This window comes from Streptomyces sp. B1I3, from assembly GCF_030816615.1.
Taxonomy (GTDB): Bacteria; Actinomycetota; Actinomycetes; order Streptomycetales; family Streptomycetaceae; genus Streptomyces.
The window spans coordinates 1944467-1967237 of record NZ_JAUSYD010000001.1 but is presented as its reverse complement, the minus strand read 5'-3'; the positions used below and the strand labels follow the sequence as shown (position 1 = coordinate 1967237).

Below are 22771 nucleotides of genomic sequence, written 5' to 3'. Positions count from 1 at the left end.
TGCCGTCGGACGGCACGCATTCCGGCAGGTGGTCAGGGCCGCGGACCCAGGGGGTGGTCGAATCCTTGCGACATGATCTGCGCGGCCACCTGCAGCAGGTCCTGGGTGAACTCGTCGATCGCGTCCTGGGTGATGCGTGCGCTGGGGCCGCTGAGGGAGAGCGAGGCCACGACCACACCGGACGAGGTGGTGAGCGGCACCGCCACGGCGGTGAGGCCGACGTCGCGCTCACCGTGACTCACCGCGTATCCCTGACGCCTGGTCTGATCCGCCCACTCGCGTAGGCGCTCGACATGCGGCTTGCCGTGCGGTGAGGCCAGCGCGATCCGTTGCAGCAGCGCGTCGCCGGCGTCGGCCAGCAGTACTTTGGACGAGGCGCCCGCCCACAGCGGCAGCTCATCGCCCACGCGCACCACATGGCGCAGCGGCTGAGGGCTCTCCTGCTGCGCGACGCAGACGCGGTGGATGTCGCGTCGGATCATCACGTTCGCCGTCTCGCCGCGCCGGTCCGCCAGCGCGCGCAGCAGCTTGATCGTCTCCTGTGGCAATTCCCAGCCCCGGTGGGCCAGATGCGCCCAGCGCCACAGGCCCGGCCCGGCCGTGTATCCCGCGTCCGTGGACCAGAGCAGCCCATACCCTTCGAGTGTCTGCACCAGCCTGACCACGGTGGTCTTCGCCAGGCCGGTCGCCTCCACCATGGTTTTGAGAGAGACGACGGGCTGGTCCTCGGTCAGCAGCGACAGGATGTCCAGGGCCCGGCGCACACTGCGTACGCCTCCCGCTCCTTGATCGGAATCCATGGTTCCTCCTTCGTGAGGTCTGTGTTGTAGTGCTCGTCAGGGATACACCAGGACGCTGCCGGGTCCGCCTGGTGTCACCGATTCGGCGCGAAATCTGAGAATTCAACTTCTTTCGCCCGGGCTATTGCCAAGCCCAACCGGCGCCCGTACGTTACACGCCAGTCCACAAGGCGGTCTACGAAAACCGCTAGATGGCTTGTCTGGAGAAGTGATGCTGGAAGTCATCCTCAAATCTGTCGCCGATGCGGATGTCGTCGACGCACAGCCGTTCCTGGCGGGTACGTGGTCCGGTGACGGGCCGGACTCGGAACGACAGGGCCCCTACCTGCGGCGCGTCGTCAGCCGGGCGCCTTCCGCTCTGCCCGCCGAAATCGACCGGGCCGTCAGGGACGCCCGCCGGTACGCACCACAGGTCGCCACGCTCGCCCCGGCGGCGCGTGCCGAGATCCTGCAGCGTGCCTCCGCGGTCGCACTGACCCACCGTGACCAACTCGCCCAATTGCTGGCCCTGGAACTCGGGAAGCCGGTCAAGGACAGCCGCGTCGAGATCGAACGGGTCGCCTCGACCTTCGAGGTCTGCGCCGCAGAGGCCCGCCGCATCGACGGTGAGACCCTGCCGGTCGCGGGCTGGAACACCGGGGTCGGCAACAGCGCCTTCACCTACCGCGCACCCGCCGGAATCGCCCTCGCGATCACGCCCTTCAACGCTCCCGCGAACCTGCTGGCCCACAAGCTCGGTGCCTCGTTCGCCGCAGGCAACACCACGCTCGTGAAGGCCCCGCCGCAGGCACCCGCCATCTCGGCCGCCGTGGTGGCCCTGCTGCTGGACAGCGGTATGCCCTATCAGGCGGTTCAGTTGCTGCACGGCGGGGGAGACGTCGGCGCCGCGCTGTGCGCAGCCACCGAGGTCGACGTCATCAGCTTCACCGGAAGCGCCGCCACCGGAGCGGCTGTCGCACGCGCCGCCGGCGCCAAGCGACTGGCCCTCGAACTCGGCGGCAACGCCGCCACCATCGTGTGCGAGGACGCCGACATCGAGGCAGCGGCCAAGACCGCGGCACGCACCGGGTACAGCAACTCCGGGCAGAGCTGCATCTCCGTCCAGCGCGTCTACGTGCACCGCAGCCGCTATGCCGATTTCCTCGACGCTTTCGCCGCCGCCGTCGACACCCTGGTCATCGGTGACCCGATGGACCCCCTGACTGACATCGGGGCCATGGTCGACGAAGACGCGGCAGAACGAGTGGTCCGCTGGTCGGCCGAAGCCAAGGAACTCGGCGCCACGGTTTTGCGTGGCGGTACGCGTGACGGAGCCACCGCGACTCCGACGATCATCGCCGGGCCGCCTGCGAACGCGTCCGTCGTGGTCCACGAGGTGTTCGGAGCGCTCGTCGCCGTGATGCCCTACGACGACTTCGACACCGTCATCGGCGAGTGCAACGCCAGCCGCTACGGGCTCCAGGCCGGCCTCTACACCCACGACATCAACCGCATCTTCACCGCCTGGCGTCGCCTGGAGGTGGGTGGACTCATCGTCAACGGCACTTCGAACTACCGCCTGGACCACATCCCGTTCGGCGGGGTCAAGGACTCCGGGTTCGGTCGCGAGTCGCCGCGCTGGCTGATCGACGACTACACCGTCGTCAAGACCCTCATGCTCCGCGGCCTGTCCATCTGGGGCGATCGCCATGACCTCACGAAAGAGAACCAGTGACCACCGTTACCGCCGCTGAAGCCCTCGTCACACAGCTGGAGTCGTACGGCGTCGAATACGTATTCGGCACTTGTGGGCACACCAACATCGCCCTCCTCGATGCCCTCGGCCCCAGCCCCATCCACTTCGTGATCGCCCGGCACGAACAGGCCGCAGCCCACGCCGCCGACGGCTACGCCCGCGCCTCCGGGAAGCCCGGTGTCCTGCTCACCCACGTCGGCCCCGGCATGATGAACGCGGTCACGGGCGTCGCCACGGCCGCCATGGACTCCGTCCCGCTCATCGTCATCTCCGGAGACATCCCCTCCTATTACTACGGCCGTCACCCGCACCAGGAGGTCAACCTCCACGCGGATGCCGACCAGACCGCGATCTACCGGCCCTTCTGCAAGCGCGCCTGGCCCGTCCAGCGCACCGCCGACCTGCCCCGGACACTGGAACGCGCCTTCTGGACCGCGACCTCCGGCCGGCCCGGCGCCGTGCTCGTCAACGTCCCCATGGACCTCTTCTCGCGCCAGGTCGAGCCGTACGCCCCCGGATCGCACGCCATACCCGACAGCGCGCTCCCCGGACTCACCGAGGAGACCGCAGAACGCATCGCCCGGGCCTTGGTCGAGGCCGAGCGCCCGCTCATCTACTTCGGCGGCGGACTGCGCACCTCCGACGCCAAGCAGGCGCTGCTCGCGCTGGCAGACCACCTCGACATCCCCCTCGCCCACTCCCTCATGGGCAAGGGCGCCATCCCCGACCGGCATCCCTTGCTGCTGGGCATGCCCGGCTTCTGGGGCCTGGACTCCACGCACGCCCACACCAAGGACGCCGACCTGGTGCTGGCTCTGGCCACACGGTTCGCCGAGACCGACGCCAGCTCCTGGGAAGCCGCCTACACCTGGAACTTCCCACCGAGCAAGCTCATTCAGATCGACATCGACCCGGCTGAGATCGGCCGCAACTACCCGGTGGAGATCGGAGCGGTCGCCGATGTCGGCCACTCCGTGCGCGCCATCGAGGCGGCCGTCCGCGCTCTTCAGCCGGAGCCCACCCGCCGGCCGGGACTGCGGGAGACCATCGCCACCAGCCGTGCCGAACTCTTCAGTACCGCCGACGAGAACGGGGCCAGCGACAACTTCCCGCTGCGACCCCAGCGCATCCTCGCCGACCTGCGGGCAACCCTCCCCGCCGACGCCATCCTGGTGACCGACGTCGGCTGGAACAAGAACGGCGTCGCCCAGTCCTACGACCTGCCGCCCGAGGGCCGCTTCATCACCCCCGGCGGAGCCTCCACCATGGGCTTCGGCCCCGCCGCCGCGGTCGGCGTGCAGATGGCACAGCCGCAGCGCACCGTGGTCGCCCTCATCGGCGACGGCGGGATGAGCGCCCAGCTGCCGGCGGTCCCGATGGCGGTGGAGCAGGGTTTGCCGGTCATCTTCGCGGTGATGAACAACCGTGCCCACGGCACCATTTCCGACCTCCAGCGCTCCAACTACGGCCGCGGGTACGGATGCGACTTCACCGGCCCGGACGGTGCGCCGTACAGCCCCGACTTCGCCGCATACGGCAGGTCCTGCGGAGCCGACGGCTACGAGGTGTCCACCGCCGAAGAACTGGCGAAGGTACTCGCCACAGCAGTGGAGCGACGACGGCCCGCCGTCATCGACATCCCCATGGTCAACGAGCCGGTCCCCACACCCGGCCACTGGAACATCAACGACATCTACCAGGGCAAGTTTCAGGACGAAGGATGATTCCCATGCGTGCAAGAAACCGTCACATCGTCACTGTTCCGGCCGTCGTCCTCGGCGCCCTTCTCGTCGCTTCCGCGTGCAGCGCCCCAGGTGACTCCTCCTCCGACGACGCGGACGGCAGCGGTCCCATCAAGCTCGCCGTGGTGGATGCGCAGAGCGGACAGCTCGCCTCGCTGGGGGACTGGGAGGCCAAGGGCGCCAAGCTCGCGGTCGAGGAATGGAACAAGAAGGGCGGCATCGACGGCCGCAAGATCGACCTGACGGTCTTCGACGACCAGGGCGACCCGACCACCGGTACCAACATCGCGCGCAAGCTGGACAGCGGGAACTACGTCGCGATGATCGGCACGGCGGAAAGCGCCGTCACCGTGGCCATGGCCCCGATTCTCAAGCAGGCGGAGATACCCAACATCACCTCCGGTCAGGCCACCGCGCTCGTCGACGTGAAGAGTCCCTTCCTCTTCCTCAACGGCCCCACCAGCATCACCTATGACGCGACACTGGCCGACTACCTGGTCAAGACCAAGAAGTTCAAGAAGATCGCGATGATCTCCAACAACGGCTCCTACGGCAAGGGCGAGCACGACGCCTTCACCGCCGCGCTCAAGGAAGCGGGCGTCACCCCGGTCACCGACCAGGTCGTCACCACCGACCAGAAGGACTTCAGCGCGTCCCTCTCACGGATCCGCCAGGCCAAGCCCGACGCCGTCTTCATCGGCTCGGAGGAAGTCGAAGCCGGCCTCATCGTGAAGCAGTCCCGCGACCTCGGCATCACCGCCCCGTTCGCCGGAGCGGCCCCGCAAGGCACCCCGGTCTTCATCGACACCGCCGGCGCCAAGAACGCCGAGGGCACGATTGTCAGCTCGCCCTACCTGAGCAACGAGATCAGCGACGCCGGCCGCGCCTTCGCCACGGCCTACAAGGCCAAGTACGGCAAGGACGCCGAACTTCACGGAGCCAAGGCGTACGACGGCACCAACATCGTGCTCACCGCGCTGAAGAACAGCGGTGGCGCCACCGGCAAGAAGCTCGCCGACGAGATCCGGGCCACCAAGTACACCGGCCTTCTCGGCAACTTCGCCTACGACGAGACCGGCGTCGGCATCTTCAGGACCACCATCGGCATCATCAAGGACGGAAAGCTCTCCGCAGCTCAGTAACCAGCCCGTCGAGCCGAGAGCCGGGCTCCGCACCGGCATCAGGGAGCCACCATGCAAGTAACCCTGCAGACCCTCGTCGGAGGTCTCAGCCTCGGAGCGATCTACGCACTGATCGCTGTCGGATTCTCCGTCGTCTACCGCACCATGGGCCTGGTCAACTTCGCCCACGCCGACGTCGCGATGATCGGCGCCTACGCCGCCTCCACGTTCTACCTCACCACACACATGCCGTTCATCGCGGCAACAATCATTTCCATTGTCGTCACGGGCATCATCGGTCTGGTCATCGAGCGGGTCCTGCGCCCGCTGGAGAACAAGGACTTCGACCTGATGCTGATCGGCACCATCGGATTCGGCACCGTCCTCCAGGCAGCCGCCACCCTGATCTGGGGGACCACCGGACGAGCCATGCCCTCGCCGATCACGTCCGGGCCCATCGACGTCATGGGCATCCGCGTCCGCACGTACGACCTGATGGTCATCGCGATCACCGCGATAGCCGTGGTCCTGCTCACCATGTTCCTCCAGCGCACCAAGCCCGGAGCCGCCATGCAGGCGGTGGCCATGGACCACGAGGCCGCCACCGCGGTCGGCATCCATGTAGGCCGGAGCAACGCACTCGCCTTCGCGATCGGGGCCGGCCTCGCGGCGCTGGCCGGCAGCCTCGCCGGCCCCATGCTCTACGTCGACGCCACCCTGGGGGGCGCCCTCGGCGTGAAGGGTTTCGCGGCCGCCATGCTCGGCGGCTTCGGCAGCATCCCCGGAGCAGTGGTCGGCGGCCTCGCCATCGGAGTCCTTGACTCCTACGCGGGCGACCACTTCCAGGGCTACTCCGTCCTGGTCACCTTCCTGGTCTTCACCGTAGCCATCATGATCCGCCCGACCGGAATCTTCGGCGAAAGGACGGTGAGCCGGGCATGAGCATCCTCACATCCAAGCCGGTCCTCATCCTGCTGGGGTGCGTAGCCGCCTACCTGCTCCCCTACGGCCTGAACAGCTACTCGATCCACGTGGTCGACATCGCGATCATCTTCGCGCTGCTCGCCATCGGCATGGGGCTCGTCATGGGCGTCGCGGGCCAGATCAACCTGGCCCAGGTCGCCTTCTTCGGGGTCGGCGCGTACACGACGGCCATCCTCACCACCCATTCCGACTTCGGCTTCTGGACCGCGGCGATCGTCGGGCTGGCGGCCACTGTCCTGGTCGGGCTGCTCGTCGGCCTGCCGGCGTTGCGGATGCAGTCGCACTACCTCGGCATCGTCACGCTCGGCCTGGCGCTGGGATTCGTCAACTGGATCACCAACGCGGAGATCACCGGGGGAGCGGATGGGATCTCGGGCATTCCGGTGCCGCCGCTCTTCGGTATCGATCTCGCCGACGAGTACCTCTACTACTACCTGGAGATCGTGGTCTTCGGGCTCGCCCTCGCGTTCGGCACCTTCGTCGTACGGACCCGGCTCGGGCGCAGGCTCCGCGCTATGCGGGACGACGCCCTGGCGGCCGGTGCGATGGGAGCGGAGATCCCGCTGCTGCGGATGACCGCGTTCCTGCTCGCCAGCGTGTACGGAGGAGCGGCCGGCATCCTGTACGCCGGCCTCATCCGGTACGTCGCCCCCGAGACCTTCAGCCTCAGCAACATGTTCCTGCTGCTGGCCATGGTCATCATCGGAGGCCGGCGCAGCCTCATAGGCTGCGTCGTCGGCGCGGTCGGCCTCGTCCTGATCCGTGAGGCACTCGTCGACTTCGCCGTCTACGCGCAACTGGGCTACGGAATCGTCGTCGTCCTCATGGTGGTCTTCGCCCCCACCGGCCTTGCCGGAATCCCGGAGCGGATCCGGCAAGCCATCAACCGACGCAAGAAGACCGAGGACGTACGGGCCGCCGAGCTGGGGCCCTACCTGCCCGACACGGACCCCGCTGATCAGGTGCCCGCCAGGGAAGCCGACAGTGGGCCGGCGCTGGAGATCAGCCACCTCACCAAGCGGTTCGGGGCTCTGGCCGCGCTCGATGACGTCGACCTCACCGTGCAGCACGGCGAGATCCGGGGGATCGTCGGCCCGAACGGGTCCGGCAAGACGACCCTGTTCAACGTCATCAGCGGCCTCTACCGGCCTACCGAAGGCCGCGTGGTGGCATCTGGCCGCGACGTCAGCCGGGCCCGGCCCTACCGGCTCTCCCTTTGGGGAATGGCGCGGACGTTCCAGAACCTGCGCCTGTTCTCCCAGATGACCGTCCGCGAGAACATCCTCGTCGTCCTCGACCGTTCGCGCACCACAGCGGCCTGGCAGTACGCCGTGTGGCCCGTCGGCGTCCTGTCCAACGAGCGCCGCCTCCAGGCCGAATCGGACCACATCCTGGAGAAGTACGGGCTCACCGCCTTCGCCGACGCACACCCGCAGTCTCTGCCGTACGGCATCCAGCGGCGGATCGAGATCGCGCGGGCCATGGCTGGAAGACCCCGTCTGCTTCTCCTGGACGAGCCGGCGGCCGGTCTCAACGGTGAGGAGGTGGGCCAGCTCTCGGCGATCGTCCGATCCATCCGCGACCAAGGTGTCACCGTCGTCCTCATCGAACACAACATGGGACTGGTCATGTCCCTGTGCGAACGGATCACCGTTCTGGCGGCCGGCACCGTCATCGCAGAGGGGTCACCCGCCGAAGTAGCGGCGACCCCCGAGGTCATCGAGGCATACCTCGGCGACTCGACGCCGGTCGACATCCCCGTTCCCGCCGCACAGGAGATTCCGCGATGACCACGCAGACCGGCGAACCCATCGCGCCGGACAAGGCTACCGACCACCTTGCCGTGACCGACCTGACCGTTCACTACGGCGGTGTCTGCGCGGTCAGGTCGGTAGCGCTGAGCGTCGCGCCCGGCGAGTCCATGGGCATCATCGGCTCCAACGGCGCCGGCAAGACATCCACGCTCAAGGCGCTCATGGGACACATCCCGCGCACCAGCGGCCGGATCACCCTCGGCGACACCGACCTCAGTAACGTTCGAGCACGGGACATGGTCCGCCACGGCGTGGGCTACGTACCGGAGGGCCGCCACGTGTTCTCCGGGCTCTCCGTCGAGAAGAACCTGTTGCTCGGTGCCTACCACCTGTCGTGGAAAGGGGAGACGCGAGACACCCTGGCCCACGTGTACGACCTCTTCCCCATCCTGCGGGACTTCCGCAGCCGGGCCGCGGGCGACCTTTCCGGGGGCCAGCAGCAGATGCTGGCCATCGGCCGGGCACTCATGTCCAGGCCCAGGCTCCTGCTGCTCGACGAACCCTCCATGGGCCTCTCGCCGAAACTCATAGAGAACGTCCTGGAGATCCTCGTACGGCTGCGTCGCGAAGGGCTCGGGCTCCTCCTGGTCGAGCAGAACGCCAAACTGACATTCGGGGTGACCAGCCACTGCCTCGTCATGGAGAACGGCTCCGTTGCCATGTCGGGCACGTCAGCAGAACTCGCCCACGACGAACGAGTCCGTCAGATCTACCTCGGACTGTAAAGAAGGAGACCCAGTCGAGAGCCGGTCTCCGCGCAATACACGCCTGGACAAAGCCTTGACCAGCCACTGGGCGAGTGGCTGGTCAAGGAATTCGGTCCGAGCACCTGCCCATGTCCCTCCCACTCGGAACACTCGTGAGGGAGTCCGTCAAGGGACGCGAACGCGTCCGGGCGGCGAGGGAAGCAGTTTTGCGGCACGCCCCGTTGCGTGTGGAGGAGGTGCTGCTCGAGCCCCACTCGGCGCGATCCACGACCGGATGCCCACCGGGACCTCCGCCGCGTCAAGAACCCGTCCCGGACTGCTCATCGTTTTCGAGAGGTACCTCGCCGATCGGTACCTCCGCACCACATGAAGATCGAGCCCCGGTCGGGACCTGGAACCGGGGGCGGGGGGGCGGGACCGGCCGGTTCTGAATCGCGAAGGTGCGCCTCGCCTGCCCGGGTCCGCACCGAGCGGAGGAACCGCATGGTGGTCACCCGATCCATCCCCCTGACTCTTGTCCCCGCAGGGCAACCCTCGCGCCCCGCACCTCGAAAGGATCCGAACGATGGCCGACTCCTGGGACCATGAGGTGGATCTCCTCGTCCTGGGCTCCGGCGCCGGTGGACTGGGAGCGGCAGTTGTAGGAGCCCAGGAGGGACTTGACGTCCTTGTCCTGGAGAAGACCGAATGGCTCGGCGGCACCACCGCCCTCTCCGCCGGAACGGCCTGGATTCCCGGGCACCGGCACCAGCAGGATCCCGAGGCGGACACCACTGCAGCGCGCGCCTACCTGGACGCTCTCGTCGGTGACCGGGCACCCCGCACTCTGCGCGAAAGCTACCTCGCGCACGGGCCCGAAATGATCGACTACCTGGAGCAGATCGGTGTTGGGTTCCGGCACTCCGCGACAGCCGTCGACTACCACCCCGAAATACCCGGCTACGGCACCGGACGTGCCCTCGAACCCCTCACGTTCGACGGGCGCAAGCTCGGCAAGGCGCGCTTCGGACGGGTGCGTCGCCCCGTCCCGGAATTCGCACTCTTCCGCGGAACGCTCATGGTCCGTCGTGCCGAGGTCAACGACCTTCTGAAGATTTTCCGCGGATCGGTGCGGGGCATGGTGACCGCGCTGCGCCTCGGCCTGCGGTGGGCGCCGGACATGCTCCGCTACCCGCGCGGCACGCGGCTCGCCATGGGCAATGCCCTCACCGCGAACCTCTACCACCAGCTCCTGCGTCGAGGAGGCGACGTCTGGTTCACCGCGCAGACCACCGAACTCGTCGCAGACGGCGCCGGCCGTGTGATCGGCGCAGCGGTCTCACACAAGGGTCGTACCGTCCGTGTCGCCGCCAGTGCCGGAGTCGTCCTCGCAGCCGGAGGGTTCTCCGCCAGCCCCGAGCTGCGCGCCCGCCACATGCCCAGGCCCACTCCGCAGTTCACGCGAGCCGCGGAGGGTGCCACCGGCGACACGATCGCCCTCGCACGCGCGGTCGGAGGGAAGCTCGGAGAGTCGCACGGCGACAACGCCCTGTGGTTCCCGAGTTCCATCGGGCGTCGCCGGGACGGCTCCACCGCGGTCTTCCCCCACATATGGGACCGGGCCAAGCCAGGCATCATCGCGGTCAACGCCGCCGGGCGACGGTTCGTGGACGAATCAGTTTCCTACCACCGCTTCACCCGCGCCATGTACGAATCCCACGCCTCCGTGCCGACGATTCCCGCCTGGCTCGTGACCGACGCACGGACCCTGGCCTCGTACGGCCTTGGCATGATCTACCCGCACACACCACGCTGCCTTCTCAAGCGGCACATCGCCTCGGGCTACCTGCGCTCCGGCGGCACTCTCCACGACCTTGCGACCGCCATCGGGGTGGCTCCCGACGGACTCGCCCGTACCGTGGCTGACAGCAACCGCTACGCCCGGACTGGCGTCGACGGGGAATTCGGCAAGGGCGGAAACGCTTTCGCGCATCAGTACGGCGACGCCGCCCATAGTCCGAACGTCAACCTCGGCGCGATCGAGCGAGCGCCCTTCTACGCGATCGCCGTTGTTCCGACACCCTTGGCCACCTCCCTCGGGCTCAGGACCGGCCCGGAAGCGCAGGTCATCGACGAACACGGCAAGCCGATCCCCGGGCTGTACGCATGCGGCAACGACGCGAACTCCGTCATGGGGCCGGAGTACCCGGGCGCGGGATGCCAGGTCGGCGCCGGGCTCACCTTCGGATACCTTGCCGCCCGCCACGCAGCTCGCACACCGCCGCAACATGGCTGACCCGGGCGTCGCCTCCCACCCCCGACGCCTTGGAGCAGGGCCTCGCGCCAGCAGCGGACGTGGCCCGAGCCCGCCGCAGGGCGGCTGCTGGGGCACGGCCGTCTCCGCGTGGGCGGCCTCGTCCCAGCTGCCGGGCAGGAACAAACGCCAGGACAGCGGGCACGAAGCGGTGTCGGACGCGGCATGGACACTGACCCCTATCTGGCAGTTCCCGACCTTGCCCAAGGTGCCGGAGTACTGCCTGGCCACCCCGGGCGAGGACGTTCCGTCCTTCGGGAATCCGGTGTCGTCCACGACCCACACCTGCGGCCGCACCACCGCCACCGCCCGGCGGGCCAGCCGGGTGCGGACCGTGTCCACCGGCCAGGTCGACGAGGTCATGAACTGCTGCAACTGCTGATGGTCCACACCCAGGCGCCCGGCCATCGGCTGCATCGACTTCCGACGCCCGTCCAGCAGCAGGCCCCGCAGATACAACCCGCCCTTCACCCGCTGATCAGCACGCGCCAAAGGTGCGAACACCTCCCCAGCGAACTCCTCCAACCGGCCCCTACACGCTGCGAGTTCATTCGCCCTCATACCAGCAGGAAACCACCATCGCGACCGCATGCCCAGAGACGTAACAAAGCCCTACCAGCCGACATCGTGGCCTTGTGGCTGGTCAGGCCAATCGCCCATCTCCGCGTGGGTCACTGGTCTTCTTCGTGTTCCCGGCCGGCGTCATGGCTTTTACGGCGAGCGTACGCGGCTGGTGAGGGGGGTCGGTCTCACGCAGGTCATGCAAAAGGACAAGGAGGACCCACCGCTGTGCGGCGCACAGAAGCGTTCGCTCCTGGTTCAAAGTCCCAGAGAAGTCCCAGGAACTCCGTCACACCCCGCCTCACCTCGCATTTGTGCAGGTCAAGAGGGGTGTGACGGTGCTTTTTCTGTAGGCTTTCAGATGTCGCGGAAGAGACCAACCAGCGCGGTGACCTGCAACGATGAGAGGGATTCGGTCGCTGACCTGCGTGAATGGTCTTTCAGTTGTTTCATGCTCGTGCCGGTTGATGAAGCCGGAAGCCCCAGAAAAGTCCCAGAGGACTCCCACGGCTGACGGACGGCCTTTCGGCCCCACTCGCCTCGACGTAGGGCAAGCGCGTCGGAGCGGGAGCGTGGCAGGGGCCGGCGGCCCGGGAACGGATCGGCGAATGCGGTTGTCGTGCCCGGGTTGCGGCGACGGGTCGCATGAGAACGAAGAGGGGTGCAGGGATGGCAGAGGTGAGCAGACACTGGGACGGAGCCGGGCTGGAGCGCAAGATCCGCCCTGCCGGGCGGCCGTGGCGACATCGCGATGGTCGCCGACGGCCAGTGGGGCGTCGGCACACAGCCCGGCAGGTAGCCGGACGAGGCAACAGTCGCGGAACACCGGGCAGCGAACGGCCGGCGTGTCGAGCTGACGCTGGAGAAACCGGCCCGCGTGGTAGGCACCCGGGCCGAGGATGCCCACCACGGCGATGACCTCGCTTGACCGTTCAACGGTGGGGCCCGCTGCCACAGGCTGAAAAGCGGTACCAGGACCTGACGCGGGGAACGGCCCCGCTTCAGGTTCTTTGCAGCGCCCGGTGGGAGCCGACTGTCCGGGCCGTGCCGCGAGAGGCGTTCCTCGACGACGGCTGGGTCGAGTACACGGACGACGGCTGGTACCGGCCCGTATTCCTCGACGGCCGACGCGGCGGCGGCCTGGACGGGGTCTACGGTCGCGGTCGTGAACCTCCACGCCACCACGTGGCAGGCCGAAGTCAGCCGGTCGCCGCGCCCCCGGCTTTGGTGATGAGCATGTCCAGAAGCGAGAGCAGCGCACCGCGCGCGTCGTCACGGGAGCGGGCATCGAGCAAGTGGATGGGTGTGTTCGGGTCACGCAGATGCAGTGCCGCCCTGATCTCCTGGGCGGTGTAGGGCTGTTCGCCGTGGAAGCAGTTCGCGGCGACCACGAACGGAAGCCCCCGGTTCTCGAAGAAGTCGACGGCCGGGAAACTGCGGTCGAGGCGTCGTGTGTCGACAAGGACAATCGCCCCGAGTGCTCCGTTCAGCAGGTCGTCCCACATGAACCAGAAGCGCTCCTGGCCAGGTGTGCCGAACAGGTAGAGCACGACCTGTGCGTCGGTGAGGGTGATGCGGCCGAAGTCCATCGCGACGGTGGTAACCGCCTTGGACTCGATGCCGTCGAGGTCATCGACGCCGACGCCCGCGCTCGTCAGCCGCTCCTCGGTGCGCAACGGCTCGATCTCGGAGACCGTCTCGACCAGGGTCGTCTTGCCGACGCCGAATCCCCCGGCGATGAGGATCTTGACGGGGTCCGCTTCCTGGGCAGGGGTGTCATATCCGGGCAAGGTTGTCCCTGATTCTCATAAGCAGGTGGACATTGGTCGTCTCGGCCCCTTCCAGGGGTGGCCGGTGCTCGATCAGCCCCCGATCCGCGAGTTCGCCGAGAAGAAGCGTCATGGGAGTGAGGCGGATGTGCATGCGCGCCGCGATCTCGGCGACCGCCAAGCCGCCCGGAGGCGAGCACATCGCGAGGATGGCCTGCCACTCGCTGGGCAGGCCGCCGTGGCCGTCCTCGACGGCCACCGCCGTGATCGTGGCGTCCATGGTGAGGGCGGTGTGTGCAGCCGCCGTACGTCCATCGGTCAGCGCGTACAGCCGCGTCCGGCGGTGGCCTCCCTCTCGCGGCCCCGGCTCGTCCGCCATTACGACGGCTGCGCCTGGCCGCGATCAGGCGTGCTCAGCCACTCACCGAGCGCCTGGGCGGTGCGCACGGCTTCACCGCCCAGCTCCCCCAGCCGCGCCTTGCGGGAGGTCACCACGATGAGCGTGCTGCCCTCCCCGCACCCGACGATGCAGAGATAGCAGTCGTCCATCTCGACCAGCTGGCGGATCACCCGGCCGCCGTCGACCTCCCTGGATATCGCCTTCATCGTGGAAGCGATACCGGAGGACGCGGCGGCTATGCGCTCCGCCTGGTCCCGTTCCAGTTCGTACGAGCTGAGCTTGATCCCGTCGTTGGACAGCAGTACGGCTCCCTGGATGCCGGCGATCCTGCTCAGGTTGTTGTCCAAGACGCTGTAGATCATGTCGTTCGTTGTCGTCATGGCTGATCCTGTCGGAGTTCTTCTTCCACTGTCTGAGTCCCGTGTTCGTAGTCCGCCCAGGCGTCGGCCACTTCCTCGGGTGTCGCCGCATCCTGATGGACGGCAGGCTCCGGTGCGTGTGGCGCGCGGAGCTGCTCGGCGATGTGAGCCTGGGGGACCCGCTCGGGGAGGGCAGGCTTCGCGTCACCGTCCCGTGTGAGGGAAGGAACCGACGGCTTGCTCTCCACCGGCCGCTGGGGCAAGCGCTCCGGCGTTCTACGGCCGGCCGACACGGTCTTCGCGTGCAGGACCAGCTCGGGCTTGCGTTCGTCGGACGGCGCCGGTGCCGGGGCGGGCATCGCCGCCGCGCGCGGCGCTTCCTTTCCCGCCCGGACCGGTTCGGTCGGCACGAGGAGTTCCTTGGGAAGGATCACCACGGCCGACGTCCCCCCGTATACCGAGCGGCGCAGCGTCACTGTGGCCCCGAGCTGTTCGGCGATGTGGCCGACCACGAAGAGTCCGAGCCGGTGAGCGTTTTCCGCCAGGACGGAATACGGCGGGGCCGAGTGCAGACGCCCGTTCATCTCCTCGTAGGTTGCGGCGGTCACCCGAGGCCCGCGGTCCTCGATGTCGACCAACAGCCCGTCTGTCACGAGTTCGGCACGGACGACCACCTTCGACTGCGGCGGGGAGAACCGGGTGGCGTTGTCGAGGAGTTCTGCCAGGAGGTGGCTGATCTCGCTGATCACCCGCGGTACCACGCTGATCTCGTCCAGGGCCTGGCGCTCGATCCGCCGGAAGTCCTCGACTTCCGCGGCGGCTTCGCGCAGCAGGTCGGCGACGCGCATGGGCTCGGTGTGCGGATCGGGGATGTCCCCACCTGCCAGGATGAGCAGGTTCTCGATCTGCCGCCGCATACCCACCGTCAACTGGTCGGATCGCATCAACCGGGCGAGAAGCTCCTCGTCGTGCCCGAAGGCGTCCTGCAGTTCGTCGATGAGGGCCAACTGGCGGCTGACCAGGTTTCCGGTGCGCGAGGCGATGCCCGCGGCGAACATACCGAAACCCTGGCGCTCGGCCGCGAGCCGCGCATGACCGTCGACGGATACGGAGACGACCCGGGCGAACGCGTCGCTGATACGTCCGACCTCGTCCCGGTCTCCGCTCACCGCGGGCAGCGCCTCGTCGTCGACGGGCTGCCCGCGCTGGAGCCGGGCAACGACATCCGGCAGCGTGTCCTCGGCAATGGTCACCGTACGTCGGTGCAGACCGCGCAGGCGGCGGAGCACGGAGCGCGTGGTGAGCACGATGACCGCCGCGACGGCAAAGACGGCTGCGCCGTTTCCGACGCTCAGCCAGATGACCCCGTTCTCCAGTTGCATGGCCTTGGCGTCGGCGTGCACGAGTAGTGCTCGCCCCTGTTTCGCGTTGAGCGCGGCAAGACGCGCCGCGAACTCGTCATACGCGGCCTGCCAGGCATCGGCTTCCTTGGGTAGCCCGATACCGGACGCGGTGTTCCGGTGGTCGGAGATGACCGCGTCCTCGATGCGGACCTTTGTCTTCCAGCCGTCCGAGGCGAAGACCTGGTCGTAGGCCGCTTTGTCCTCGGCCGTCAGATACGGCGCGACCCACTCGTCGTACTGGTACCGCTGGGATCCGACGGAGTTGACGAATTCGGCGAACCCGGAGGGGCTCAGACGCCTGGACGGCCCGGCCATGGCGAGGAGGGTGGTCTCACGTGCCACCATCTCGGACACCGTGAACACCGTGACGACCAGGCCGCTCTCCTGGATGAGCTCGGCGTCTTCCGCATGGCTGAACTCGTTCTGGTAGACCCAAATGATGCGGTCGACGAGGTCGGAGTAGTAGCCGATCGTCCGATCCGCGTCCCCGCTGCGGGCGTCCGCGCGCTCGCGGAACGCGGCCAGATCCGCGAGACCGTGCTTCAGCTCCGCGACGTAGTGGTCGTCCTCGCGCCCGGTCGCCGCCAGAGCTCCGTCCGCTGCCCGACGGAACTCGTCCGCGGCCCGGTCCGTGGCCGCGCGCCGCTCGCGCAGCTCTCTTCCGGACACGGAGCCGCTCGCCCACCGTGTGGCGGTCATCGTCCGCTCAGCCTGCAGTTCGACCATCAGCCTGGTCAGGGGTACATCGGTCCGCTCACCGACTGCCACATCAGCGCGCAGTTGCTTTGACTGGTGTATCAGCGGCTGTGCGGTCATGACCACTTGGGTACTCATCGCCAGAATAGGGACGATTGCCAGCCAAATGAGTAGCGTACGCAGGCGCAGAGTACGCCGCCGACGAGTCGCCGGCTGCCCTCGTGTGCCTTCGGGTTCTATGGGAGACATCAGTCCTCGGAGAGCGGGGAACCAGTGGGGACGGCCCGACCGCCGAGACCAGACGCAGTCCTGGGTTCAGGACTGGGGGAAGTCTGGTTCGGCTTTGACGCGACGTGAGGTACCGATCATAACCAGCCGCACCGGAGAAACGGAGAGATGACTTCCGTTGGTCATATGTGGTAATGGCGACGAAGCATTTCACATCGGACGTTGGCGTTCACCTGACGCCTGGGCACAGGCGTGCTCGTGCAGACAGGGAAACCGGCTCCCCCGGTCGCACGTCTTGGACCGACCGGCATCTGATCAGTGGGACCTCTCCCTCGCCTGCCGGCGCAGTGGTTCGTGGCTGACCTGGTCGGTCCCGTGGTCCCGTCAGGCGGCGTAGTAGTAGTACGCCGCGCTCTTGGACGGCAGGTCGTGCGGGAGGCAGGTCCACCGGCAGCCGGTCCGCTCCTGGCGCGTTGCGCGACACTTCGGGCGCAGGCATTGATTCCCGCGCGCGCCTTCCTGTTGTGAGCTGCTCACGGTCGGGGCCGGGCGGTCGTGCCGGTGGCGGCCCGGCTGGCGCGGCCGTGGAGGTTCGGGGTTACGTGGTCCGCGGCGACCCAGACCCCTGGTCCGGGAGTGCTCCACCCCGAAGAGCCGATCGGCGCCGGGCTCGTGCGTGAACGCCTCCATCGGCACCCTCTCCTCTCCTCGTTGCCCTGTTGATCGTCGCTCACCAGGTCTCCGCCAGGGCGGCGAGAAGACGGTTCCCTTTTCGGCCACGGAGCCGGATGTGCCGGGGAGGGCGTTGGCCGCCCTGATCCATGAACGCCCCCGTCAGGCACTCCGAACGGGCACCGCGACTCAGCGGGTACACCGCGCTGCTTCCGGGTCCACCCCGCTCTCCCCGGTCATCCGCACACGGTGCCCAGCGGTCACCGCGTCCCACCGCTCGGCAAGAGGGGGCCCACGCTGAACAGGCCGACGTCCGCCGCGTGGAGTGCCGCTGATCGCTCCCACGAGGGGCTAATGGCGAGCACGTCGCGGCAGAGGCCGGCCTGGTTCCTCCGTGGCCCACGCCGCCTCCGCCTGGATCCCGTAAGGGGTGACGATGCCGGTGTCCTTGCCCTCGCGAGGTGGTAGTCCACCAGTGCCCTGGCGATCGATGATCGGGGCATGTCTGCGGGTCTCGGACGGCCGGGACGTCACCCCGCGCCGGCTCGGTGCGGGGTGACGTCCCGGGCGCCCGGCCCGCTCCGCTTCAGCCGCCGTTGGGCGTGACCATGGAGGAGGCCGGGACCAGCCGGTATCCGCCGGCCTCGCGTCGTACGTGTCCGGCGGTCGGCGGCGGGAAGTGGCTTCCCAGCAGGAGAGTTGACGTACCGGCCAGCGAGGCGAGCACCTGGTTCCGGGTCCTGGCCGCGAGGGCGGGAGCGATGTCCACACAGCTGCAGAGCTCCGGATGCGCCATCTGGACCGGGTGGTGGATGCTGTCGCCGGTGACCAGCGCGGTCTCGCCACGGCTGCTCAGTTCCACGGCTACCTGCCCCGGTGTGTGGCCGGGGGTTGGCAGCAGGCGGATGCCCGGCGCGACGTCCGTGCCCTTGTCCGCGACTTCGATGAGGTCGAACAGACCTGCTTCCCGGACGGGGTGGACCGAGTCCCGGAACATGTGCCGACGCGCCTCCTCCATGTCGACACCCGCCCAGTAGTCCCACTCGGTGCGCGAGGCGAGATAGCGCGCGTTCGGAAAGGTGGGCACCCAGGCGTCGCCCTCGGCGCGCGTGTTCCACCCCACGTGGTCGGCGTGGAGGTGGGTCAGGATCACGACGTCAACGCTCTCCGGTGCGAAGCCCGCCGCCCGTAGCCGTGCTTCGTAGTCGCTGTCCAGGTTGTGCCAGGCGGGGTTGGCGCGCTGCTTCCCGTTTCCGATGCCGGTGTCCACCAGCACCCGTATGCCGTCCACCTCGACGGCGAAGCTGTGACTCGCCAGGCGCAGGACGCCTTGTTCGTCGGCGAATTCGGGGCTCAGCCAGGGAGTCCGGTCCACGAGGTCGGTGGTTGCCCCGGGCAGCAGCCACGGACCGGTCTCAGCGGGCAGGACCACTTCGTCGATGCGTCGCACGGTGTGGTCGCCCACCGTCCACGAAGGGGTGAACTCGGGCGTCTGCGATGAGGCGAACATGGTGACTTTCCTTACCTGTTACGGGTCGCGAGGAGGGAGATGTCTGGAGCGGGTGTGTCGGGTGGGCGGATGCGTAGTTGCTCGCAGCCGGGTCGGAGCGGGCGTGCGGGGACGGGGTCCGGCGCCAACCGCGCCGCGGCGCGGCCAGCGTCGCGACCGCGACGATCGCCAGTACGGCCACGCAGCCGGCATAGGCCAGTGCGGTCGCACGCAGTCCGAAGCCGGCGGTGAGGGCGCCGGCGCCGATGGCGGGCAGACTCATCGCCAAGTAGCTGAGTACGTAATAGGAGGCGAGCGTGCCGCCCTTTTCCCGGGCCGGAACCGAGTCGACGGCCGCGCGCACCGCGCCCTGGGAGACGGCTCCGAAGCCGAACCCGGCCAGCGCCGCCCCGGCGAAGAGAAGCACGGGGCCGGCGAGATGGAGGGCACCCAAGGTCAGGGCAGCCGCCGGAATCACCGCGCAGCTCCCAAGAAGAGCGGAGACGTCGGCGCGCATCCCGCGCGTGAAGTACACCGTCGGGGCGGCGACGGCCGTCAGCGTGAAGAAGACCAGGCCGCCCGCGTATTCGGGTCCGCCGGGGGAGATGAGCCGTGTGAAGCCCGGTCCCAGGGACGAGTAGAAGCCGCCGAGCGCCCAGACGGCGACGACGCCGGCGCCGTGGAGTAGGAGAGTGTGGGCAGCTGCCGGCGGCATCGCCAGGTGGGGCCGCGTTGAGCGTAGCGCTCCGGGACGGCGGCGGACGGTCTCGGACGTCGAGACGAGGGCGATGGCCTGCGCGGCGAACACGGCGGTCAGGGCCGCGTACACCGTGATCGTCGGAACGGGGGCGAAGCGCACCATGAGGGTGGCCGCCAGGACGCCGACCGCCATCCCCGTCACCGGCGCGATGCTGTTGGCCAGAGCGGGGCGACCCGGCCGGGCGGGGTCTTCCAGGTCGAGGAGAGCCGCACCCGCCGCGCTGGTCGCCACGCCGGTGGCGACGCCCTGCAGCACGCGGGCGACGATCAGGGTGGTCAGGCCGCCAGCCGTGGCGAACAGTGCCATGGAGGCGACCTGGAGCGCGAGCGCACCCAGGAGCACGGGGCGGCGTCCGACGTGGTCGGAGAGGGTTCCGGTCGTCAGTAGTGCGATCAGGAGCGCCAGGGCGTAGGCGCTGAAGACCACGGTGATGTCGAGGGCCGACAACTGCCACTGAGCCTGGTAGTGGGGGTACAGCGGGGTCGGCGCGCTGGATGCGGCGAGCAGCGCGATCAGGATCGAGGCGTACACGGCGAACGGCAGGCGTCGGGATGTGGAGGTGCGGGGAGACGCGAGGCCCGCGGAGACGGTCTGCATGAGGATCCTTCCCGACGTAAAGCAATAGGTTTGCTTTAAGGCACCGTAGGTCTTACGATCGACTAAAGCAAATAATTAGCTTTTGCGGTGATCGGGGGCCTGGACCAGTTCCGGCCCGTTGCGCGGCACAGATCCGGAAGGAAGTCATGACCAGCGAACTCACCTCACAAGAGGCAGCCCGAGGGGCACTGCGGGCGGGGCTTCCCCTCGATGACGGCCGACACGAAGAAGTGGCCATGACGGCCAACCACATCCACTCCGTGATCGGCACGTTGCGCGAGCTCGACTTCGGCGACACCCCTCCCGCGTCCTCCTACCGAGCCGGACAGGGGAACGCCGATGCAGCCGTTTGAGCTGTCGTTGACCGAAGCCTCCCGTGCGGTGCGCGCACGGCAACTGTCCCCCGTCGAACTCACCGAATCGGTGCTTTCCCGCATCGCCGCCGTCGAAGGACGGCTGGGCGCCTACGTCATGGTCGCCGCCGACGCGGCCCTGGCCGCAGCGGCCCTCGCCGAACGGGAGATCTCCGGAAGCGGGCCGCGCGGACCGCTGCACGGAATCCCGATGGCGCTCAAGGACCTGATCGACGCGGAGGGGATGCCGACCACTGCGAGCTCGCGCGTCCGGGCGGGGCACGTGGCGGAACACGACAGCCGGGTGGCAGAACGCCTCGGCACCGCCGGGGCCGTGCTCCTGGGTAAGACGCACACGCACGAGTTCGCCTACGGCCTGACCACTCCGCAGACGAACAACGCCTGGGACCACAGCCGGGTCGCGGGCGGGTCGAGCGGCGGCTCGGCGGTGGCCGTCGCGGCCGGCGGAGCGACGTTCGCCATGGGCACGGACACGGGCGGTTCCATCCGGGTCCCCGCGGCCCTGAACGGCGTGGTGGGCCTCAAGCCGACCTACGGCCTGGTCCCACGCACAGGCGTGACCTCGCTGTCCTGGTCCCTGGACCACGTGGGCCCCCTCACCCGCACCGTCCAGGACGCCGCGCTGGTGCTGTCGGCGACCGCCGGCCACGACCCGCGCGACCCGGCGAGCGTGTCCGGCCCCGCACTGGACGGCTTCCCGGGAGGCGACCTGCGCGGACTGAAGGTCGGCGTACCGCGCAACCACTACTTCGACCGCGTCACGCCCGAGGTCGAGGAGTCCGTACGCGGCGCGATCGAGCGGATGGCGGAGCTGGGAGCGGAGCTCGTCGACGTCGAGATCCCGATGGCGCGTTACCTCCAGGCCGTCCAGTGGGGGCTGATGGTTCCCGAGGCCACCGCGTACCACGAGCGGTCGCTGCGGGCCGACCCCGGCCTGTACGCGGCGGATGTCCGCATCCTGCTGGAGGCCGGCGAACTCACCTCCGCGGGCGACTACCTCCGTGCCCAGCGGGCCCGCACCATGATGCGCGACGCCTGGGCTCGCATGTTCGAAGGAGTCGACGTCCTCGCCGCGCCGACGGTGCCGATGACCGCCGCCGAGGCGGGGCAGGAAGCCGTCGAGTGGGCCGATGGCACGACCGAGGCCGTGTCGGACAGCTACGTCCGTCTCTGTGCCCCCGCCAACATCACCGGCGTCCCGGCCCTCACTCTGCCGGTCGGTCACGACCGCGGGGGACTGCCGATCGGTATGCAGCTGATGGCGCGTCCCTTCCAGGATGCGACGGTGCTCCGTGTGGGCCGGGTCTACGAGGAGTCGGTGGCCGGTGCGGGGCGGCTCGCTCCTGTAGCGGCCTGACGGGAGGGGCGGACGCTTCAGCTGGCGTGCGGTCGCGTCGCAGCGGGGACGTCTGCCGTGCTCGGGCGCCCGGACCCGCCGTCCCCGGGTCACCGACGCCGGCCACCGCCTAGAAGCAACGGATTCGCATTAAGGTGGGCCGCATGAGTCCCAAGCCCATGGCCCGCCCCGGCGGGCGCAGCGCACGCGTACAGCAGTCCGTCCACGCGGCGGCACGTGAACTCGTGGGAGAGGTGGGCCGCGACGCGCTCACGGTCCCGATGGTGGCGACCAGGGCGGGCGTGACCCCGTCCACGATCTACCGTCGCTGGGGCGACCTGCAGGAACTCCTGTCCGACGTGGCCGTCGAACGGCTGCGCCCGGAAACGGATCCGGCCGATCTCGGAAGCCTGCGGGCCGATCTCGACGCGTGGGCGGAACAGTTCCTCGACGAGATGGCCTCGCCGCCCGGGCGCGCCTACATCCGGGACGCCCTGCTCGGCGACCCCGACGGCAGTAACGCCGGTCAGTGTTCGGCGTATGCCGCCGAGCAGATCGACGCCGTGCTGGCCCGTGCGGTGCAGCGAGGAGAGCCGGCGCCCGGGACGGAACTGCTGATCGACCGTGTCGTGGCGCCAATCATGTACCGCATCCTCTTCCGCCCGGGCCGGCTGGATGCCGCGTACGCTCGCGAGCTCGTGACGAACGCCCTCCACCAACAAGTCTGACGGACGGCTCCGGGACGCGCCGCCCCTTGGTGCTCGTAGAAACCCGCCAGCTGACCACTTCGCTTATCAGGCGGTCTGGTGGGCCGGGGAGGCCGAGCGGTCGGCTGTACCGGCAGGGGTCCTGAAATTCCCCAGCGATGGCCGACCAGGACCTAGCCTTGGGGTCGTGACGCCCGTTTGACGCTCCGGGTGCCCCGGGCGCC

General features: G+C 68.6%; 17 protein-coding genes and 1 pseudogene. 10 read left to right on the top strand and 8 right to left on the bottom strand.

What is annotated here, in order from left to right; all coding sequences use genetic code 11:
• Positions 1 to 32 precede the first annotated feature (32 nt).
• Positions 33 to 800 (bottom strand): IclR family transcriptional regulator, encoded by a 768-nt coding sequence (locus QFZ58_RS08960; protein WP_307124390.1) that lies wholly within the window; start codon positions 798 to 800, stop codon positions 33 to 35.
• Between the two features lie 211 nt (positions 801 to 1011).
• Here QFZ58_RS08960 and QFZ58_RS08955 point away from each other — a divergent pair, with 211 nt between their 5' ends.
• From QFZ58_RS08955 to QFZ58_RS08925, 7 genes are all read left to right on the top strand, one after another.
• Positions 1012 to 2514, top strand: a complete 1503-nt coding sequence (locus QFZ58_RS08955) for an aldehyde dehydrogenase family protein (protein ID WP_307124389.1) — start codon at positions 1012 to 1014, stop codon at positions 2512 to 2514.
• Positions 2511 to 4259 (top strand): thiamine pyrophosphate-binding protein, encoded by a 1749-nt coding sequence (locus QFZ58_RS08950; RefSeq protein ID WP_307124388.1) that lies wholly within the window; start codon positions 2511 to 2513, stop codon positions 4257 to 4259. Before QFZ58_RS08955 ends, QFZ58_RS08950 begins: the two co-directional genes overlap by 4 nt.
• A gap of 5 nt (positions 4260 to 4264) precedes the next feature.
• Positions 4265 to 5419: an ABC transporter substrate-binding protein gene (locus QFZ58_RS08945; RefSeq protein ID WP_307124387.1), complete on the top strand. Its 1155-nt coding sequence runs from the start codon at positions 4265 to 4267 to the stop codon at positions 5417 to 5419.
• Between the two features lie 51 nt (positions 5420 to 5470).
• Positions 5471 to 6340, top strand: coding sequence for a branched-chain amino acid ABC transporter permease (locus tag QFZ58_RS08940; protein ID WP_136329977.1), 870 nt, complete (start codon positions 5471 to 5473; stop codon positions 6338 to 6340).
• On the top strand, positions 6337 to 8172 hold the full coding sequence (locus QFZ58_RS08935; RefSeq protein ID WP_307124386.1) for an ATP-binding cassette domain-containing protein: 1836 nt from the start codon (positions 6337 to 6339) through the stop codon (positions 8170 to 8172). Before QFZ58_RS08940 ends, QFZ58_RS08935 begins: the two co-directional genes overlap by 4 nt.
• Complete coding sequence (locus tag QFZ58_RS08930; RefSeq protein ID WP_307124385.1) at positions 8169 to 8921, top strand: ABC transporter ATP-binding protein; 753 nt, start codon at positions 8169 to 8171, stop codon at positions 8919 to 8921. The genes QFZ58_RS08935 and QFZ58_RS08930 overlap by 4 nt, the downstream gene beginning before the upstream one ends.
• A gap of 547 nt (positions 8922 to 9468) precedes the next feature.
• A complete protein-coding gene (locus tag QFZ58_RS08925) occupies positions 9469 to 11178 on the top strand; it encodes an FAD-dependent oxidoreductase (protein ID WP_307124384.1) in 1710 nt (569 codons plus the stop codon).
• A gap of 138 nt (positions 11179 to 11316) precedes the next feature.
• Here QFZ58_RS08925 and QFZ58_RS08920 read toward each other — a convergent pair.
• The 7 genes and pseudogenes from QFZ58_RS08920 to QFZ58_RS08885 form a co-directional block, all read right to left on the bottom strand.
• Positions 11317 to 11757 (bottom strand): annotated as a pseudogene (locus QFZ58_RS08920) (transposase); the annotation flags it as partial.
• Positions 11758 to 12956: 1199 nt separating this feature from the next.
• Positions 12957 to 13547: an ATP/GTP-binding protein gene (locus QFZ58_RS08915; RefSeq protein WP_307124383.1), complete on the bottom strand. Its 591-nt coding sequence runs from the start codon at positions 13545 to 13547 to the stop codon at positions 12957 to 12959.
• Positions 13534 to 13905 carry a DUF742 domain-containing protein gene (locus QFZ58_RS08910; protein WP_307124382.1) on the bottom strand — a complete coding sequence of 124 codons (372 nt, stop codon included), beginning with the start codon at positions 13903 to 13905 and terminating at the stop codon, positions 13534 to 13536. The genes QFZ58_RS08915 and QFZ58_RS08910 overlap by 14 nt, the downstream gene beginning before the upstream one ends.
• A complete protein-coding gene (locus tag QFZ58_RS08905) occupies positions 13905 to 14306 on the bottom strand; it encodes a roadblock/LC7 domain-containing protein (protein WP_030826382.1) in 402 nt (133 codons plus the stop codon). The genes QFZ58_RS08910 and QFZ58_RS08905 overlap by 1 nt, the downstream gene beginning before the upstream one ends.
• Positions 14303 to 16504, bottom strand: a complete 2202-nt coding sequence (locus QFZ58_RS08900; protein WP_307124381.1) for a sensor histidine kinase — start codon at positions 16502 to 16504, stop codon at positions 14303 to 14305. The genes QFZ58_RS08905 and QFZ58_RS08900 overlap by 4 nt, the downstream gene beginning before the upstream one ends.
• Before the next feature lie 1366 nt (positions 16505 to 17870).
• Complete coding sequence (locus QFZ58_RS08890) at positions 17871 to 18794, bottom strand: MBL fold metallo-hydrolase (protein WP_307124380.1); 924 nt, start codon at positions 18792 to 18794, stop codon at positions 17871 to 17873.
• A complete protein-coding gene (locus QFZ58_RS08885; RefSeq protein WP_307124379.1) occupies positions 18700 to 20130 on the bottom strand; it encodes an MFS transporter in 1431 nt (476 codons plus the stop codon). Before QFZ58_RS08885 ends, QFZ58_RS08890 begins: the two co-directional genes overlap by 95 nt.
• Positions 20131 to 20276: 146 nt before the next feature.
• Between QFZ58_RS08885 and QFZ58_RS08880 the strand changes: the two genes are divergently transcribed.
• The 3 genes from QFZ58_RS08880 to QFZ58_RS08870 all read left to right on the top strand — a co-directional run bounded on the left by QFZ58_RS08880 (position 20277) and on the right by QFZ58_RS08870 (position 22568).
• Positions 20277 to 20483 carry a hypothetical protein gene (locus QFZ58_RS08880; RefSeq protein ID WP_307124378.1) on the top strand — a complete coding sequence of 69 codons (207 nt, stop codon included), beginning with the start codon at positions 20277 to 20279 and terminating at the stop codon, positions 20481 to 20483.
• Complete coding sequence (locus QFZ58_RS08875; protein WP_307124377.1) at positions 20470 to 21861, top strand: amidase; 1392 nt, start codon at positions 20470 to 20472, stop codon at positions 21859 to 21861. The genes QFZ58_RS08880 and QFZ58_RS08875 overlap by 14 nt, the downstream gene beginning before the upstream one ends.
• Before the next feature lie 143 nt (positions 21862 to 22004).
• Positions 22005 to 22568: a TetR/AcrR family transcriptional regulator gene (locus tag QFZ58_RS08870; RefSeq protein WP_307124376.1), complete on the top strand. Its 564-nt coding sequence runs from the start codon at positions 22005 to 22007 to the stop codon at positions 22566 to 22568.
• Positions 22569 to 22771: the final 203 nt, after the last annotated feature.